Origin of the sequence: Flavobacterium sp. (assembly GCF_035299005.1) — a bacterium.
Taxonomy (GTDB): domain Bacteria; phylum Bacteroidota; class Bacteroidia; order Flavobacteriales; family Flavobacteriaceae; genus Flavobacterium.
This window is the reverse complement of record NZ_DATGXL010000009.1, coordinates 1-16,370: the sequence shown is the minus strand read 5'-3', so window position 1 is coordinate 16,370 and position 16,370 is coordinate 1. Positions and strand designations below refer to the sequence as shown.

The 16,370-nt window shown below is 32.3% G+C and carries 13 protein-coding genes and 1 pseudogene; 10 read left to right on the top strand and 4 right to left on the bottom strand.

Annotated elements, in window-relative coordinates; genetic code table 11:
* Positions 1–18: 18 nt before the first annotated feature.
* From VK164_RS04960 to VK164_RS04930, 7 genes are all read left to right on the top strand, one after another.
* Positions 19–468 (top strand): hypothetical protein, encoded by a 450-nt coding sequence (locus tag VK164_RS04960; protein WP_324208301.1) that lies wholly within the window; start codon positions 19–21, stop codon positions 466–468.
* A 236-nt stretch (positions 469–704) separates the two neighbouring features.
* Entirely contained in the window at positions 705–2,321 is a 1,617-nt protein-coding gene (asnB, locus tag VK164_RS04955) for an asparagine synthase B (RefSeq protein ID WP_324208300.1), read from the top strand.
* 175 nt (positions 2,322–2,496) lie between these two features.
* Entirely contained in the window at positions 2,497–4,437 is a 1,941-nt protein-coding gene (gene gyrB, locus VK164_RS04950) for a DNA topoisomerase (ATP-hydrolyzing) subunit B (RefSeq protein WP_324208299.1), read from the top strand.
* The gene (locus tag VK164_RS04945) at positions 4,409–5,437 is read left to right on the top strand and encodes a DUF6588 family protein (protein ID WP_324208298.1); all 1,029 of its coding nucleotides are present in this window, start codon (positions 4,409–4,411) and stop codon (positions 5,435–5,437) included. The genes gyrB and VK164_RS04945 overlap by 29 nt, the downstream gene beginning before the upstream one ends.
* Positions 5,438–5,466: 29 nt before the next feature.
* Positions 5,467–6,399: a malate dehydrogenase gene (locus VK164_RS04940; protein ID WP_324208297.1), complete on the top strand. Its 933-nt coding sequence runs from the start codon at positions 5,467–5,469 to the stop codon at positions 6,397–6,399.
* 301 nt (positions 6,400–6,700) lie between these two features.
* The gene (gene secDF, locus VK164_RS04935) at positions 6,701–9,622 is read left to right on the top strand and encodes a protein translocase subunit SecDF (RefSeq protein WP_324208296.1); all 2,922 of its coding nucleotides are present in this window, start codon (positions 6,701–6,703) and stop codon (positions 9,620–9,622) included.
* A gap of 98 nt (positions 9,623–9,720) precedes the next feature.
* Positions 9,721–10,191, top strand: a complete 471-nt coding sequence (locus VK164_RS04930) for a hypothetical protein (protein ID WP_324208295.1) — start codon at positions 9,721–9,723, stop codon at positions 10,189–10,191.
* A gap of 31 nt (positions 10,192–10,222) precedes the next feature.
* On the opposite strand, the gene lgt is transcribed toward VK164_RS04930, so the two are convergent.
* Both lgt and yidD read right to left on the bottom strand, forming a co-directional pair.
* Complete coding sequence (lgt, locus tag VK164_RS04925; protein WP_324208294.1) at positions 10,223–11,152, bottom strand: prolipoprotein diacylglyceryl transferase; 930 nt, start codon at positions 11,150–11,152, stop codon at positions 10,223–10,225.
* A 92-nt stretch (positions 11,153–11,244) separates the two neighbouring features.
* Entirely contained in the window at positions 11,245–11,502 is a 258-nt protein-coding gene (gene yidD / locus VK164_RS04920; protein WP_324208293.1) for a membrane protein insertion efficiency factor YidD, read from the bottom strand.
* Between the two features lie 149 nt (positions 11,503–11,651).
* Between yidD and VK164_RS04915 the strand changes: the two genes are divergently transcribed.
* Positions 11,652–12,260 carry a hypothetical protein gene (locus VK164_RS04915; protein WP_324208292.1) on the top strand — a complete coding sequence of 203 codons (609 nt, stop codon included), beginning with the start codon at positions 11,652–11,654 and terminating at the stop codon, positions 12,258–12,260.
* Between the two features lie 124 nt (positions 12,261–12,384).
* Here VK164_RS04915 and cysS read toward each other — a convergent pair whose 3' ends face one another.
* On the bottom strand, positions 12,385–13,869 hold the full coding sequence (cysS, locus tag VK164_RS04910) for a cysteine--tRNA ligase (RefSeq protein ID WP_324208291.1): 1,485 nt from the start codon (positions 13,867–13,869) through the stop codon (positions 12,385–12,387).
* Positions 13,870–13,898: 29 nt separating this feature from the next.
* The gene (gene folE / locus VK164_RS04905) at positions 13,899–14,570 is read right to left on the bottom strand and encodes a GTP cyclohydrolase I FolE (RefSeq protein ID WP_324208290.1); all 672 of its coding nucleotides are present in this window, start codon (positions 14,568–14,570) and stop codon (positions 13,899–13,901) included.
* A gap of 156 nt (positions 14,571–14,726) precedes the next feature.
* Here folE and VK164_RS04900 point away from each other — a divergent pair, with 156 nt between their 5' ends.
* Complete coding sequence (locus VK164_RS04900; RefSeq protein ID WP_324208289.1) at positions 14,727–15,152, top strand: hypothetical protein; 426 nt, start codon at positions 14,727–14,729, stop codon at positions 15,150–15,152.
* Between the two features lie 7 nt (positions 15,153–15,159).
* Positions 15,160–16,370: pseudogene (locus tag VK164_RS04895) on the top strand (hypothetical protein); the annotation flags it as partial.

Here is a 16,370-nt window from a genome sequence, read left to right as displayed (position 1 = left end):
CGGTTAATCATTTAAACCATGACATTCAAACAAAAAATAAAACAGCAACATATATTATTGTTACAAGACAAAATCGATGTGTATCAAGATATGATATCAGGTTTGTCTGATGATGCACAAAATGATGCGAAAGGTTCGGCAGGAGATAAGCACGAGACTGCTTTGTCAATGATGCATTTAGAACAAGAAAAGTTAACCAATAAACTTAAAGAAGCTATTACTTTAAGGGATATTCTTGAGAAAATTGATGTTTCTAAAACAACCACAACTATTGCATTAGGGAGTTATGTAAAAGTAAATACGATGCAATTGTTCATTAGTGCTGCTCTGCCTAAGATTAATATTGAAGGTGTTACTATTTTATCGGTTTCACCACAATCGCCTTTAGGAAGCCAATTGATAGGCAAAAAGGAACACGATGTAGTTGTTGTAAATGAGAATTCTTTTACCATATATGAAGTATTGTAATTGCTAGCACCAACAATTTTAAACCACTCAATCGAGTGGTTTTTTTATGATATGTAACCAAAATAAACTTAAAAGAATACTTTTTATTTATAATTTAATTAAAATATGATTTTTTAGTTTTAAATTATAACTAATAATTGAATTATGGTTTATTATTTAAACTTTAATAATCAATTTTGCTTCATCATATTAATTAAATATGTAATAGTACTTACACAATTAAACTTAAAAAAATTATGTGCGGAATATTAGCCATTATAGGAAAAGGAAAAGAAGAAGCATTGGTACAACAATTGTCTAAAAGAATGAGTCATCGTGGACCTGATGAAAGTGATATACATGTTACGGAGAAAGGTCACATTTTGGCACACGAGCGTTTGTCAATTGTTGATTTACACACGGGAAAACAACCCATTCAAGGAACTGATTCAGCTTGGATGGTACATAATGGCGAAATATACAATCACAAAAAATTAAGAGAAACAACTTTAAAATATCATACGTTTAGAACGACATCAGATTCTGAAGTTATCGTGCATTTGTATGAGGAGTTTGGATATGATTTCTGTGATATGCTAGACGGAATTTTTGCACTTGTAGTTATAGATGGCGATGATTATATAGTTGCTCGTGATCCGCTTGGCGTAAAGCCATTGTATTACGGAATGGACGAAAGAGGTCGTTTGTATTTTGCATCAGAAATGAAAGCTATTGCAGACCAATGTAAAACATTTTCAACTTTCCCTCCAGGACATTATTACACCGAAAAAACAGGTTTTGTGAAATATTACAAGCCAGGATGGGAAGCGCATGAAGCTGCTGTGGAAACTTTAGATTTACAAGCTTTAAAAGCTAGTTTAACTCAAGCAGTTGAAAAACGTTTAATGTGTGATGTGCCTTTCGGAGTATTGCTTTCTGGTGGATTAGATTCATCTTTAATAGCTTCAATTACTTCAAGATTGTTAGAAGGAACTGGACAAGAATTGCACTCTTTTTCAATTGGATTAGATGCTTCGGCACCCGATTTAGTTGCAGCAAGAAAAGTTGCAGATTTTATAGGAACTACACATCATGAAATCCACTTTACAGTAGCGCAAGGCATCGAAATTTTGGATAAGTTAATTTGGCACTTGGAAACCTATGATGTAACCTCAATTAGAGCAAGTACGCCAATGTATTTCTTGTCGAAAGCAATTACGGAAAAAGGAATCAAAATGGTACTGTCAGGTGAAGGAGCGGATGAGATTTTTGGAGGCTATTTATATTTTAGAAATGCACCATCGGTATTGGATTTTCAAAAAGAAACTATAGAACGAGTTCAAAAGTTATTTACAGCTGATTTGCTTCGTGCCGATAAATCAACAATGGCGCATGGATTGGAAGCGAGAGTTCCATTTTTAGATAAAGCATTTTTGGATTTATCAATTAAAATTCAACCAGAAGAGAAAATGCCAAAAACGTACAAAGGAATTGAAAAATATATAGTAAGAAAAGCTTTTGATACTCCGGAAAAACCATACTTACCTGAAGAAATTTTATGGCGTCAAAAAGAACAATTTTCTGATGGAGTAGGTTATAACTGGATAGATACTTTAATTGAATACTGTTCAAGTCAAGTAAACGATTTAGAGTTTTCAAGAGCAAAAGAATTGTTTCCATACAATACGCCAGCTACTAAAGAAGCTTTTTTCTATCGTCAAATTTTCCATAAACATTTTCCACAAGATAGTGCAGCGCAAACGGTACGAAAATGGATACCAAAATGGCAAGATAATCAAGACCCAAGTGGAAGAGCAAATGCCGCTCATGTAAAAGCAGGTGTGGCAATTGCGTCAAATCAAGAATTAGTGTAGTATTTCATAAATATGGTTTGTTGTTAGGAAAGCGTCAGTTAGAAATAGCTGGCGTTTTTGTTTTTAACAAATGTTAATAACTTAATGGGTTTTTGTGCTTATTTGTAGTTGATTTTTTTGTGGAATGGTTATATTTGTCTGTTAATTAAAAATCGAATATTTAAGATATAATTATATGAGCGAAGAAGTTAAGAAAAACAATTATTCGGCAGACAGTATTCAGGCGTTAGAAGGGATGGAGCACGTAAGAATGCGTCCTTCCATGTATATTGGAGATACTGGAGTAAGAGGTTTGCATCATTTGGTGTATGAAGTAGTAGATAACTCTATCGATGAAGCTCTAGCCGGTCATTGTGATACAATTTATGTAGCTATAAACGAAGATAATTCCATTACAGTTGAAGATAATGGGCGTGGTATTCCAGTAGATTTACACAAAAAAGAAGGTGTTTCTGCACTTGAGGTGGTAATGACGAAAATTGGAGCTGGAGGTAAATTTGATAAAGATTCGTATAAAGTATCTGGAGGTTTACATGGTGTTGGGGTTTCATGTGTTAATGCACTTTCTGACCATTTAAAAGCAACAGTATTCCGTGAAGGTAAAGTTTACGAGCAAGAATACGAAAGAGGAAAAGCGTTATATCCAGTTAAACAAATTGGAACTACTGATAAAAGAGGTACTATGGTTACGTTTAAACCAGATGCTTCTATTTTTACACAAACATTAGAATATTCCTATGATACGTTAGCTTCTCGTTTGCGCGAGCTTTCTTTCTTGAATAAAGGTATTACAATTACTTTAACCGATAAAAGACACTTAGCTGATGACGGAAGTCAACCAGTTGAAACCTTTCATTCAAAAGAAGGGTTAAAAGAGTTTGTTAAGTTTTTAGACGGAAATCGTGTGCCTATTATTGGTCACGTAATCTCGATGGAGCATGAAAAAGGAGAAATTCCTGTTGAAGTTGCTTTGATTTATAATGACAGTTATTCAGAAAATATTTTTTCATATGTAAATAATATTAATACTCACGAAGGAGGAACACACTTGCAAGGTTTTCGTATGGGATTAACTCGTACATTGAAAAAATATGCAGATTCTTCGGGATTATTAGATAAATTAAAGTTCGAAATTTCTGGTGACGACTTTCGTGAAGGTTTAACGGCTATTATTTCTGTAAAAGTTGCAGAACCTCAGTTTGAAGGACAAACCAAAACTAAATTAGGAAACAGAGAAGTGGTTTCTCCAGTTTCTCAAGCAGTTTCAGAAATGTTAGAAAATTATTTGGAGGAAAATCCAAATGATGCTAAAATTATTGTACAAAAAGTTATTTTGGCTGCCCAAGCCCGTCATGCTGCAAAAAAAGCGCGTGAAATGGTACAACGCAAAACTGTAATGGGTGGTGGTGGATTGCCGGGTAAATTATCAGATTGTTCTGAACAAGATCCAGCAAGATGTGAAATTTTCCTTGTAGAGGGAGATTCTGCGGGTGGAACTGCAAAACAAGGTCGAGATAGAGCATTTCAAGCTATTTTACCATTACGTGGTAAGATTTTGAATGTGGAAAAAGCAATGCAACATAAAGTTTTTGAAAACGAGGAAATTCGTAATATTTTTACTGCTTTAGGGGTAACAGTTGGAACCGCTGAAGACAGCAAGGCATTGAACTTAGAAAAGTTGCGCTATCACAAAGTAGTAATCATGTGTGATGCCGATGTCGATGGTTCTCACATTTCAACATTGATTCTTACATTTTTCTTTAGATTTATGAAAGAATTAATTGAAGGAGGTCATGTATACATAGCAACTCCACCTTTATATTTGGTTAAAAAAGGAAATAAAAAAGAATATGCCTGGAATGATGATCAACGTGATTTAGCTAACGAAAGAATGGGAGGAAGTGCTGCTATTCAACGTTATAAAGGTCTTGGAGAGATGAATGCTGAGCAATTATGGGAAACAACTTTAAATCCTGAATACAGAACATTGCGTCAAGTAACAATTGATAGTTTAACTGAGGCGGATAGAGTTTTTTCTATGTTAATGGGAGATGAGGTGCCACCTCGTAGAGAATTTATTGAGAAAAATGCCGCTTACGCAAAAATTGATGCGTAAATCGGAGATAATTATAGGATTGTTTGTGGCTTTCTTTTTTACACAAAAAAGTAAAGCTCAAACTGCTACAGAATTAGAACAAATAGGGTATCTGCTTTCAGATGCCCTTTTGTATTCTGAACAATATATAATTCCGGCAACAGATGCCGCAGTATATCAAGCATCTTCTTCATGGGTAAATTCACCAAAAAAGAAAAACAAATGGGAAGTAACTTTAGGATTGCATACAAATGTTTTTTTTGTACCTAAAAGCGATAGAAAATTCAATATTCAAAATTCAGATTTTCAGTTTTTTGAAATAGAAGGTGCTCCCACGGCAACAGTTCCAACTGCTTTAGGGAATGGAAATCAAGTTTATTTAGTAGGCGACTTGGGAGGCGAACAAATTCGTTTAAAAACACCAAAAGGAATTGACCAAGAAACGGTTGTTTATCCTTATTTAAGTGGAGCAATTGAGCTACCTTATGGCTTTGAATTTCTAGCAAGATATTCAACCAAAACCAAACTAAAAAAAGGAAATTATCAAGTTTATGGTTTTGGATTGAAGCATAATTTTAGTCAATATTTTCCAAAAATTGAAGCAAAAAACATCTATTTTTCGGCGAGTGCTATTTACTCAAAAGAAGACATTAGTTTTGATTTTTTAGATATTAATACCGCTTACGGAAATTTAGGTATCAATCAATTGAATGGGTTAGTTGATACTTATCATCTTCAATTAAGTGCTTCTAAGGAATTTAAAAAATTTGAATTGATAGCAAATTTTATTATTAATAGAAGTTCTTTTCAATATATTGTGAGTGGAGAAAAGGGTTCAATTGAGGAAGTAATTCCAATTCAGCAAGTTATCAATGATTTGTTGACTCAAATTTCAGAAGATAAAACCAATGTTTTAGGTGAAGTTTCTGGTAGATACCAAATAAGCAAATTTTATGTGCAAAGTTCAATTGCTTTTGGTAAATTTGTAAACGGAAATATTGGTGTTCAATATCAATTTTAATTTTATAAATATTTAATATACACAACAAAATGAAAGTAACTATAGTAGGTGCGGGTAACGTAGGTGCAACATGTGCAGATGTTATTTCGTACAGAGGAATTGCTAGTGAAGTAGTGCTAGTAGATATCAAAGAAGGTTTTGCAGAAGGTAAAGCTATGGATATCATGCAATGTGCTACAACAACAGTTTTTAACACACAATTAAGTGGTACAACAGGTGATTATTCTAAAACAGCAGGAAGTGATGTAGTTGTAATTACATCTGGAATTCCAAGAAAGCCAGGGATGACTCGTGAGGAGTTAATCGGAATAAATGCTGGAATTGTAAAATCGGTAGCCGATAATGTATTAACACATTCGCCTAATGCAATCATTGTTGTAGTGTCTAATCCAATGGATACAATGACTTATTTAACATTGAAAGCAACAGGATTGCCTAAAAACAGAGTAATTGGAATGGGAGGAGCTTTAGATAGTTCTCGCTTCAAATATTTCTTATCAAAAGCTTTAGATAAACCGGCTAATGATGTACAAGGTATGGTTATTGGAGGTCACGGAGATACAACTATGATTCCATTAACACGTTTAGCTTCATACAACGGTGCGCCAGTTTCTAATTTCTTGTCTCAAGAAGTTTTAGATAAAGTAGCTGCAGATACAATGGTTGGAGGGGCAACATTAACTGGATTATTAGGAACTTCTGCTTGGTATGCGCCTGGAGCTTCTGTAGCTTATTTAGTAGATAGCATTTTAAACAATCAAAAACGTATGATTCCTTGTTCAGTTTTGTTAGAAGGAGAATATGGTCAAGAGGATATTTGTATGGGAGTTCCATGTATTATTGGAAAAAATGGAGTTGAGCAAATTGTTGATGTTCAATTAAATGATGCAGAAAAAGCTGCTTTTGCAAAATCTGCTGATGCAGTTCGTGCAATGAATGCAGATTTGAAATCAGTATTGTAATACAATATCAAAATAATAAAAAAACTGCCAAGAAATTGGCAGTTTTTTTTGTTTGATACTAAATGGAAAAAGAAATAGTTTGTGGATTTTTATGAATCAAAAAATATACTTTTTTAGAATAAAATCTAAATAATGGAATAAGTTTTTGATTGTTCAAGTGGTTCATTATTAGAGAATAAAATGATTTTATAATGAAACTTGTATAAAAACAGCATTTTAATCTAAAATAAAATTGCTTAATCCTATTGTAAATTATATATTTGTCCGTTTTTATAAAATAGAATAAATAAATTTTAGAGTAATGCAGAATAGAGGACTAATTAAATTTTTCGCAATTATCTTTGCCTTGGTATGTTTATACCAGCTTTCTTTTACTTTTGTTGCAAGTGGTATCGAAAAAGATGCTAAAGCTTTTGCAAAAGGAGATTCAAAAAAAGAATTAGCGTATTTAGATTCAATAGGTAAAGTAGAAGTATATCCAGTTTTGGGATACACATTCAACGAAGTTAGACAAAAACAATTAAATAAAGGTCTTGACTTAGAAGGAGGAATCAACGTAATTCTTCAAATATCTGTTAAAGATGTTTTAAAAGGATTAGCTAACGATTCTAAAAATCCAGCCTTCATTAAAGCTTTAGCAGATGCTAAAACAAATCAAAGAGGAAATCAAGATTATATCGATGCATTTTTTGTAGAAGCAAATAATGCAAATGTAAACTTAGCTGCTGCAGATATTTTTGGAAACAGAAACTTAGAAGCTGAGATTAAAAACGGTATGACTAATAAACAAGTTGAACCAATTGTTAAAAAGAAAGTACAAGAATCTGTAGAAAGTGCATTCAACGTATTAAGAAAACGTATTGACCAATTTGGAGTTACTCAGCCTAATATTCAAATGTTAGGAAATTCAGGTAGAATTTTAGTAGAATTACCTGGAGCAAAAGACGTTGATCGTATTAAAAATTTATTACAAGGAACTGCTCAACTTGAATTTTGGGAAACTTATAAAGTAGAAGAGGTTTCAGGTTTTATAATGGCTGCTGAGGAAGCATTAAAGAAAACAGAAGTTGCTGTGAAAGCTGCACCAGTTAAAACAGCTGGTATAGATTCTTTATTAACTGACAAAGCTGATACAACTGCTGCTGCTAAATCAAGCCCATTCTTAGGTAAAATGATAGCTCCTGGACAACAAGGAGTAGGTTTCTTTAATGTTAAAGATACTGCAGTAATTAATGGTTATTTAAAAAGAGCTGATATTAAAGCTTTGTTACCAGCTAATTTAACAAATATTAGATTTGCTTGGGGTAAAGTAAATCCTAAAATGCCAGATGCAACAGAATTGTATGTGTTAAAAGGAACAAGAGATAATGTTGCTCCTTTAAGCGGTGGTGTAATTGTTGATGCAAAAGATACATTTGACCAGTTTGGTAAACCAGCAGTTTCAATGCAAATGAATGCTAATGGTTCAAGATTATGGGAAAAAATTACAGGAGCGGTTTCTCAACAAGGAAATGCAATTGCAATTGTTTTAGATAACACAGTTTATTCTGCGCCTGGAGTAAGTAAAGGAGCGATTACTGGTGGTCAATCAGAAATTTCGGGTAGCTTTACAATTGAAGAAACTAAGGATTTAGCTAACGTATTAAGAGCAGGTAAGTTGCCAGCAGCTGCAGAAATTATTCAATCTGCTGAAGTAGGTCCTTCATTAGGACAAAAAGCAATCGATGCAGGTATTTTATCTTCATTAGTTGGTTTCTTCTTAGTATGTGTATGGATGGTATTCTATTATGGTAGAGCTGGTTGGTATGCAAATGCAGCTTTATTATTAAATGTATTATTCTTGTTTGGTGTAATGGCAAGTTTTGGTTTTGTATTAACATTACCAGGTATTGCAGGTATAGTATTAACATTGGGTACTGCAGTCGATGCAAACATCATTATATATGAAAGAGCAAAAGAAGAATTACGTGAAGGTAAGTCTTTAGCAGATGTAGTAGAAGCTTCTTATGGATGGAAAGGAGCTATGCGTTCGATTGTAGATGCAAACGTTACTCATATCCTAACAGGTATTATTTTATTTGTTTTTGGAACAGGGCCTATTCAAGGATTTGCATTAACATTATTGATTGGTATTTTTACGTCATTATTTACTTCAATCTTTATTGCAAGAATTTTCATTGACAAAGATATTGCTAATAATAGAGCGTTAACATTCTCTACTCCAATTACTAAAAATTGGTTCACAGGATTCCATTTTGATTTTATTAAAATTAAAAAATGGTCTTACTTATTTTCTTCAGTAGTAGTAGTAGTAAGTTGTGTTTCATTCTTTGTTAATGGGTTGGATGAAGGTGTTGATTTTGTAGGAGGTAGAACTTATCAAGTTAAGTTTGAAAAACCAGTTGAATCAAATGTTGTTTCTGAAGAACTTTCTAAAGAATTTGGAATGCCAGTTGAAGCAAAAGTTTTTGGTGATGCAGATCAATTAAAAATTACTACAAAGTATAAAATTAAAGAAGAAGGTGTAGCAATCGATAAAGAAGTTAACGAGAAACTATACCATGCTCTTAAAAAATATTTTAATGAAGATGTTTCTTATGAAAAATTCATTAATCTATATGAAGGGAAAAAATTCGGAGTATTGTATGGTTCAAAAGTGAGCCCTACAATTTCTGCCGACATTAAAACAAACTCTTTCTGGGCGGTTATTGGTGCTATGTTGGTAGTAGCTTTATATTTAGTAGTATCTTTTAGAAAGTATGGATATTCAATTGGAGCGGTTGCTGCAGTTGCGCATGACGTAATCTTTGTATTAGGTGTTTATTCATTATGTTATAAATTTATGCCATTCCACATGGAAATGGATCAACATTTCATCGCTGCTATTTTAACAGTAATTGGATATTCTATGAATGATACAGTAATTGTGTTTGATAGAATTAGAGAATTTTTAGATGGTAAACGTAAAGGAACATTTAAAGAGGTGGTAAACGCGTCTATTAATACAACACTTTCAAGAACGTTAAATACTTCATTAACGATGATTATGGTGCTTTTAATTATGTTCATCTTTGGAGGTGAATCAATTAGAGGATTTATCTTTGCAATGTTAATTGGTATTATCATCGGAACTTATTCATCATTATTCATTGCTACTCCAGTATTAGTTGATACAATGAAGAAAAGCGATGTTGATGAAATTGAAAAAAGACACGCTGAATAATTCAGTTAGTTTATAAATTCAAAAGCTGCTTTCATTGAAAGCAGCTTTTTTTATACTATATTTTTAAGATTCACGTTATAATTTCTAAATATATAATTATGAAATTGAAACTAATGTATTTGGTTTTATTCACCATATTGCAATCTTGTAATAAAAATGAAGTTTTTAATGACTTTCAAAACGATTTTGAGAATAATCGTTGGGCTAAAAATGATATAAAAGTATTCGAGTTTAACAATACAGAATCCAATGGTTTATATGTAATTAAATTGCAGTTATCTCATATCTATGATTTTGATTTTGCAGAAATACCTATAGAAGTTGAATTAATTGCTCCAAGTGGAACAAAGGAAGTACTTTTAATAGATTTTAAATTAAAAGATCCTTCAGGGAAGGAAATAGGAGATTGCACAGGTGATATTTGTGATGTCTACTGTACAATAAAATCAAATACTAAATTGCAAAATGGAACTTATACAATTAAAGTTAAGAATAATTTTCCGGGTGTATATTTGCCCAATATTTTAGGTGTTGGAGTGATAGTTGAAAAAAATAAAAATAGATTATAAAAAAGGCGGTTAGAATTTCTAACCGCCTTTTTTATGCTTTAACTTCTTTAGCTTTTAAAACAAAGTAAAAGCCAATAATTATAAATGGAATACTCAACCATTGGCCGGTTGATAAGGCATTGAATAAAGTATATTCTTCAAATCCGCCTTGACTTTCTTTTACAAATTCAACAACAAAACGAATAGACCATAGTAAAATCAAAAATAGTCCAAATAAATAACCCGCTTTATTTCTTGCGTTTGTTTTCCAATATAAAAATAATAAAATTGCAAAAACAAATACATAACAAATTGCTTCATATAATTGTGCAGGATGTTTTGGATATACATTTGCTAATAATTCAGCAAATTGAGGATTGGTTTCTATTGCTTTATAAGCCTCATTTGGAGTACTCATTTGAGTTAATTGCATGGCTTCATTAGCAGAATATTTATCTCTTAAAAATTTAATTCCTAAAGAAGAATTTGTTTGAGTTCCTACAATTTCAGAGTTCATAAAATTCCCTAAACGAATAAAAATGGCACCAAGTGAAACTGGAATTACAATTCGATCTAAAATCCATAAAAAAGAACGCTTGATTACTCTTTTTTGAATGTAGAACATGGTTATTATAATAGCAATAGCCGCACCATGACTTGCTAATCCTGCGAAACCAGTAAAGTGCAACGATGGTTTTGTGCTTATTGGTAATAATATACTCCAAGGGTCATCATTGAATAATTCAGGTTGATAAAAAATTACATGACCTAATCTTGCTCCAAGCATTGTTGCTACTAATGTATAAACAAATAGTTTGTCTAAAGAATCTACAGATTCATTTTCTCTAATAAATATAGGTTTCATTATATACCAACCTAATCCAAAGGCTAATACCCAAGAAAGACTATAGAAACGTAACATGAAAAAACCTAAATCAATTCCTTCTGCAGGATTCCAAACCATATTTAATGCGTAAATCATAATTGTTCTTTGTTTATGGGGTAAAAATAAATATTATAATTGTGAATCTTGTTAAAATTGTCCAAAGAAATTGTTGAGAAATAATATAAAGATTAAGGAACCGGATCATAACCACTTTTTCCCCATGGATGACAACTAAAAATTCTTTTTGTTGCTAGCCAACCACCTCTAAATAAGCCATGTTTTTTTAATGCTTGTAAAGTATAATTTGAACATGTAGGTTCAAATCTACACGTTGCAGGAGTAAAAGGAGAAATGGCGACTTGATAAAAACGTACTAATATAATGAAAGGAAAGATTAATATTCTTCTTACTTTGTTTGTTTTCAAAGTACTATGGTTGCTGCACATATTAGATTTATTAAGTTGTAAAAGTACAATATAAAAAAAATAGTCCCGAAATTTTACAACGAAAAAAAAAATCAAACTATGATTTATATCAGTTTTTTTGTGATTTATAGCCTATAAATTTGTCTCATAATTTTAAACTAAAACATAAAATGAAAAAATTATTATTATTAGCAGGTATTGCATTATTAGGATTTAACGCAAACGCACAAGAAGAGAACAAAGGTTTACAAGGAACTTGGTGGGTAGCTGGACAAGTTGCATTTTCTTCAACAGACAATGGAACTACAGAGACTAAATCAAACACTATCGTGCCAATCGCTGGGTATTTCATTGCTCCAACTACTACAGTAGGTTTAGGAATTGGTGTTATTAACTCAACTACTGATTCTGGTTCTACAACTATTGCTGAGTCAAATACTTTTATTGTACAGCCATTAGTAAGAAAATATTGGGGATTAGGAGGAAAATTTTTCTTCTTCGGTCAAGCATCTTTACCAATGACTTTTGGAAAAGACAAAATCACTGATGACAAAACAACTTCTATTGGTGTTGATTTAGCTCCAGGTTTTGATTTCGTAGTTAACAAATGGATGACAGTTGAAACTTCATTTTCATTAGTAAACATGACTTCAACTACAATAAAACCAGATTCAGGAGATAGCACAAACAGCTTTAGCTTTAACGCAAACCCATTTGATTTAAATCCTGGTGACAGAAAAGTTGGAGGATTAAGAGTAGGGGTAAAATTCTTATTCTAACATTTAGTTAGAGTATTGGTTAGTTTAAATAGTAAGTAGAGCTGTCTGAATAAGACAGCTCTATTTCTTTTAATAAAAAAGCACAACTAATTAGTTGTGCTTTTTTATTTATATTAAGTAATTTTTATACAGAAAATGTAGTCCCTTCTTTTCCGTCTTTAATAATAATTCCTAAAGCAAGAAGTCTGTCTCTAATTTCATCTGATAGTGCCCAGTTTTTATTAGCTCTAGCTTCGTTTCTCATTTCAATTAGCATTTCGATTACACCTTTTAATTTTTCGGTAGTATTTGAAGTGCCTGCAGCAGAATTATTAATACCTAAAACATCAAATAAAAAATTTGAAAGAGTTGATTCTAATAATTGGATATCTTCTGTGGTTAAAGTTGCGGTTCCATCGTTTACTAAATTAATAAAACGAGCACCTTCAAATAGTTGCGCTATTAATATTGGGGTATTGAAATCATCATTCATGGCGTCATAACAGCTTTGTTTCCACGAAGCAATATCTAATGAAGATGTTGTACTTGCTTTTAAAGAAGGTATAAGTTTGTATGATTCCATCAAACGATTATATCCTTTTTCACTGGCAACCATTGCATCGTTAGAAATATCCAAGACACTACGATAATGAGCTTGTAAAAAACAAAAACGAACAATATTTGGCTCAAATGGCTTTTCAAAAAAAGAATTTTCTCCAGAAACCAATTCCATAGGTAGAATGTAGTTTCCAGTTGATTTGCTCATTCTTAAACCATTCATTGTAAGCATGTTGGTGTGCATCCAAAAATTCACAGGTGAATGTCCATTACATGCTTTACCTTGCGCTACTTCGCATTCATGATGAGGAAATTTTAAATCCATTCCCCCGCCATGTATATCAAATGTTTCGCCTAAGTATTTTGTGCTCATTGCTGTACATTCTAGATGCCAACCTGGAAAACCTTCTCCCCAAGGAGAATTCCATCGCATAATGTGTGCTGGAGATGCGTTTTTCCAAAGAGCAAAATCTTGTGGGTTCTTTTTCTCGGTTTGGCCGTCTAAATCTCTTGTGTTAGCAAATAATTCATCAATATTTCTATTGCTTAATTCGCCATAATTTAGCCCTTTTTGATTGTATGCAAATACGTCAAAATATACAGAACCATTACTTTCGTAGGCAAAACCTAAATCAATTAATTTTTGAGTTAATTCAATTTGTTCAAGTATATGTCCAGTGGCAGTTGGTTCAATTGTGGGTGGTAGAAAATTAAAGGTATCTAAAACTTTGTGGAAATCAACAGAATATTTTTGTACAATTTCCATTGGTTCAAGCTTTTCTAAGCGAGATTGTTTTACAAATCTATCATTATCTACATCGCCATCATCAGTTAAATGGCCAGCATCTGTTATGTTTCTTACATATCTAACTTTGTATTCTAAATGTAATAAGTATCTAAAAATCACATCAAAACTCATAAAAGTTCTAACGTTGCCTAGGTGAACATTACTATATACTGTAGGTCCACAAACATACATTCCTATATTTCCATTATGGATAGGAGTGAAGTTGTCTTTTTCACCCGAAAGGGTATTGTATATTTTAAGCGGTTGATTTTTATATAGTTCCATTGTTGGTAATACTCAATAATTTTTTAATTTTAGAATTGCGTTTCTAATTTGATATAATCTAAAAATTCTCTTCTTACTTTTTCTTCTTTGAATTTCCCTCCAAATTCGGCAGTTACTGTACTACTTTCAATATCGCGAATACCTCTCGAATTTACACACAAGTGTTTAGCATCGATTACACATGCAACATCAGCAGTGCCTAAAACTTTTTGTAATTCCTGAACTATTTGGATGGTTAATCGCTCTTGAACTTGAGGTCTTTTTGAAAAATAATCTACAATACGATTCATTTTGGATAAACCTACTACTGTACCATTTGAAATATAAGCAACATGAGCACGACCTACAATTGGAAGTAAATGATGTTCACAAGTAGAATAGACCACAATGTTTTTCTCAACAAGCATTTCATTGTACTTGTATTTGTTATCAAAAGTTGAAGAGCTTGGTTTTTTTACGGGATTTAATCCGCCAAAAATTTCTTTTACAAACATTTTAGCAACTCTATTGGGAGTTCCTTTTAAACTATCATCGGTTAAATCTAATCCAAGTGTATTTAAAATGTGTTCAACATCTTTTTTAATCAATTCAATTTTTTCATCATCAGAAATAGCAAAAGCATCATCTCTTAGTGGAGTTTCTGCATTTGTAGCAATGTGATTATTTCCGATTTCGTCCTGAAAATCCTCGTTTTGTATCATTATCAGTAATTAGTTTAATAGCAATTTTTAAAGAATGCAAAGATAAATAATAAACTTCTAAAAATAATTTGAATATGTTAATTATTAGAAAAATAATTGCCAAGTTTAATTTTTTGTTAAATTTGTGTTCTATTATATAATTTATTCAACTATAAAATGAAAAAAATACTACTCTTATTTGCATTTATTTCTGTTGCAATGGTTAATGCACAAGATAAAGGGAAAGATTGTAAATTTAATTACAAAGTGTCTTCTGAGATGGTTTTGGAAGACGAAGTTAAATCTATTTACAAAGCTGAAATTCATTGGGATTTCAGTAAATTAAATTTAAAAAACACAACTTGTGTTATTGAAATTTTACCAATAAAAGATTGTGTTAATGAATTAAATGCAATTAAGTTTAAAGATCCTATATTGGTTTCTAGTAAAAATGAAAATTTTACTGTAAAAGGTTTTAAGTCTTTGAATCATATGGATTTAATGTCGAAATGTTTTAAATGGCGAGTTGTTATTACCGATGAAAAAAACTCATGTGTTGAAACAACGGATTGGAAATATTCTTCATTTTTAAGCCAAAAATAAATAAGCTATGAAAAAAATTTTACAACTACTTTTATTACTTATTGTTGGAATTTCGTATTCTCAATCTCCAACGTGTGCTGGAGCTTCCGCTATTTGTTCAGGTAGTGTTGCTCCTTTTCCAAATACAACTGGGGTTGCTAGTATAGGTTCACCTGGGTGTTTGGGGTCTGCTCCAAATCCAGCATGGTTTTATTTTCAAGTGGGTTTGTCTGGAAATCTTGAGTTTACATTAAATCAAGGGGATAATGCACCATTATATAATAATCAGGATGTTGATTTTATTCTATGGGGTCCATTTAATGCACCTAACTGTACAGATTTGTTTGATTTTAATGCTGGAGCTACTGTTAACAACATTGTAGATTGTAGTTTTAGCGGTGCAGCCATTGAAACAGTATCGGTTCCAGGTGCTGTAGCAGGTCAGATATATATGTTATTGGTAACAAATTATTCCAATGATCCAGGTTTTATTGAAATGAATCAAACTAACTTGGGTAATGCAGGAGCTGGTAATACGGATTGTGATATAGTTTGTGGGGTTGATTTAGGTCCAGATCAGTTATATTGTTCTACAACTATTACTACTCACCTTTTAACAGCTACATTTAATCAAGCTCCAACAGCTGCGGGAACACCTACATATTCATGGTTTTTAGGAGGGGTTCTTCAAGGGACAACTTCTACAAATACTTACTTGGTAAACCAAAGTGGTACATGGTCGGTTGAAGTGGTTCGTCCTGGATGTTCGGATACAGCAACTGATAGTGTTGAAATTCGTTTTGACTCACCACCATCATTGAATTCACCTCCATCGCCTATTAATATAGGTTGTGGACCTTATGATTTAACATCTCTTATTCCTGCAATGGTAGCTCCAGAGCTTCCGGCAGATTTTGTAGTTTATTTTTATACAGATATTGTTGATTGTTGGGATGGAAACTCAAACTTCATTGCAACTCCTACGGCTTTTTCTCCAACAGTTACAACAGATGTATATATAAGAGTAGAAAATTTAGGGAATCCAAGTTGTAATAATACAGATGAGTATGTTACACTAATATATGATTGTACTGCTTCTCCCACTGCTTCAGTAACAGCAAATACAATTTGTTCAGGCAATACAGGAACTGTTACTTTTACAGGAACACCAAATGCAGTTGTGACGTATACAGTTGATGGTGGAGCAAATCAAACAATAACATTAGATGCTGCAGGACA

Coding starts and splice junctions, on each gene's coding strand:
- VK164_RS04960 (WP_324208301.1), top strand. CDS start 19: ATGACATTCAAACAAAAAATAAAACAGCAACATATATTATTGTTACAA.
- asnB (WP_324208300.1), top strand. CDS start 705: ATGTGCGGAATATTAGCCATTATAGGAAAAGGAAAAGAAGAAGCATTG.
- gyrB (WP_324208299.1), top strand. CDS start 2,497: ATGAGCGAAGAAGTTAAGAAAAACAATTATTCGGCAGACAGTATTCAG.
- VK164_RS04945 (WP_324208298.1), top strand. CDS start 4,409: ATGCCGCTTACGCAAAAATTGATGCGTAAATCGGAGATAATTATAGGA.
- VK164_RS04940 (WP_324208297.1), top strand. CDS start 5,467: ATGAAAGTAACTATAGTAGGTGCGGGTAACGTAGGTGCAACATGTGCA.
- secDF (WP_324208296.1), top strand. CDS start 6,701: ATGCAGAATAGAGGACTAATTAAATTTTTCGCAATTATCTTTGCCTTG.
- VK164_RS04930 (WP_324208295.1), top strand. CDS start 9,721: ATGAAATTGAAACTAATGTATTTGGTTTTATTCACCATATTGCAATCT.
- lgt (WP_324208294.1), bottom strand. CDS start 11,152: ATGATTTACGCATTAAATATGGTTTGGAATCCTGCAGAAGGAATTGAT.
- yidD (WP_324208293.1), bottom strand. CDS start 11,502: ATGTGCAGCAACCATAGTACTTTGAAAACAAACAAAGTAAGAAGAATA.
- VK164_RS04915 (WP_324208292.1), top strand. CDS start 11,652: ATGAAAAAATTATTATTATTAGCAGGTATTGCATTATTAGGATTTAAC.
- cysS (WP_324208291.1), bottom strand. CDS start 13,869: ATGGAACTATATAAAAATCAACCGCTTAAAATATACAATACCCTTTCG.
- folE (WP_324208290.1), bottom strand. CDS start 14,570: ATGATACAAAACGAGGATTTTCAGGACGAAATCGGAAATAATCACATT.
- VK164_RS04900 (WP_324208289.1), top strand. CDS start 14,727: ATGAAAAAAATACTACTCTTATTTGCATTTATTTCTGTTGCAATGGTT.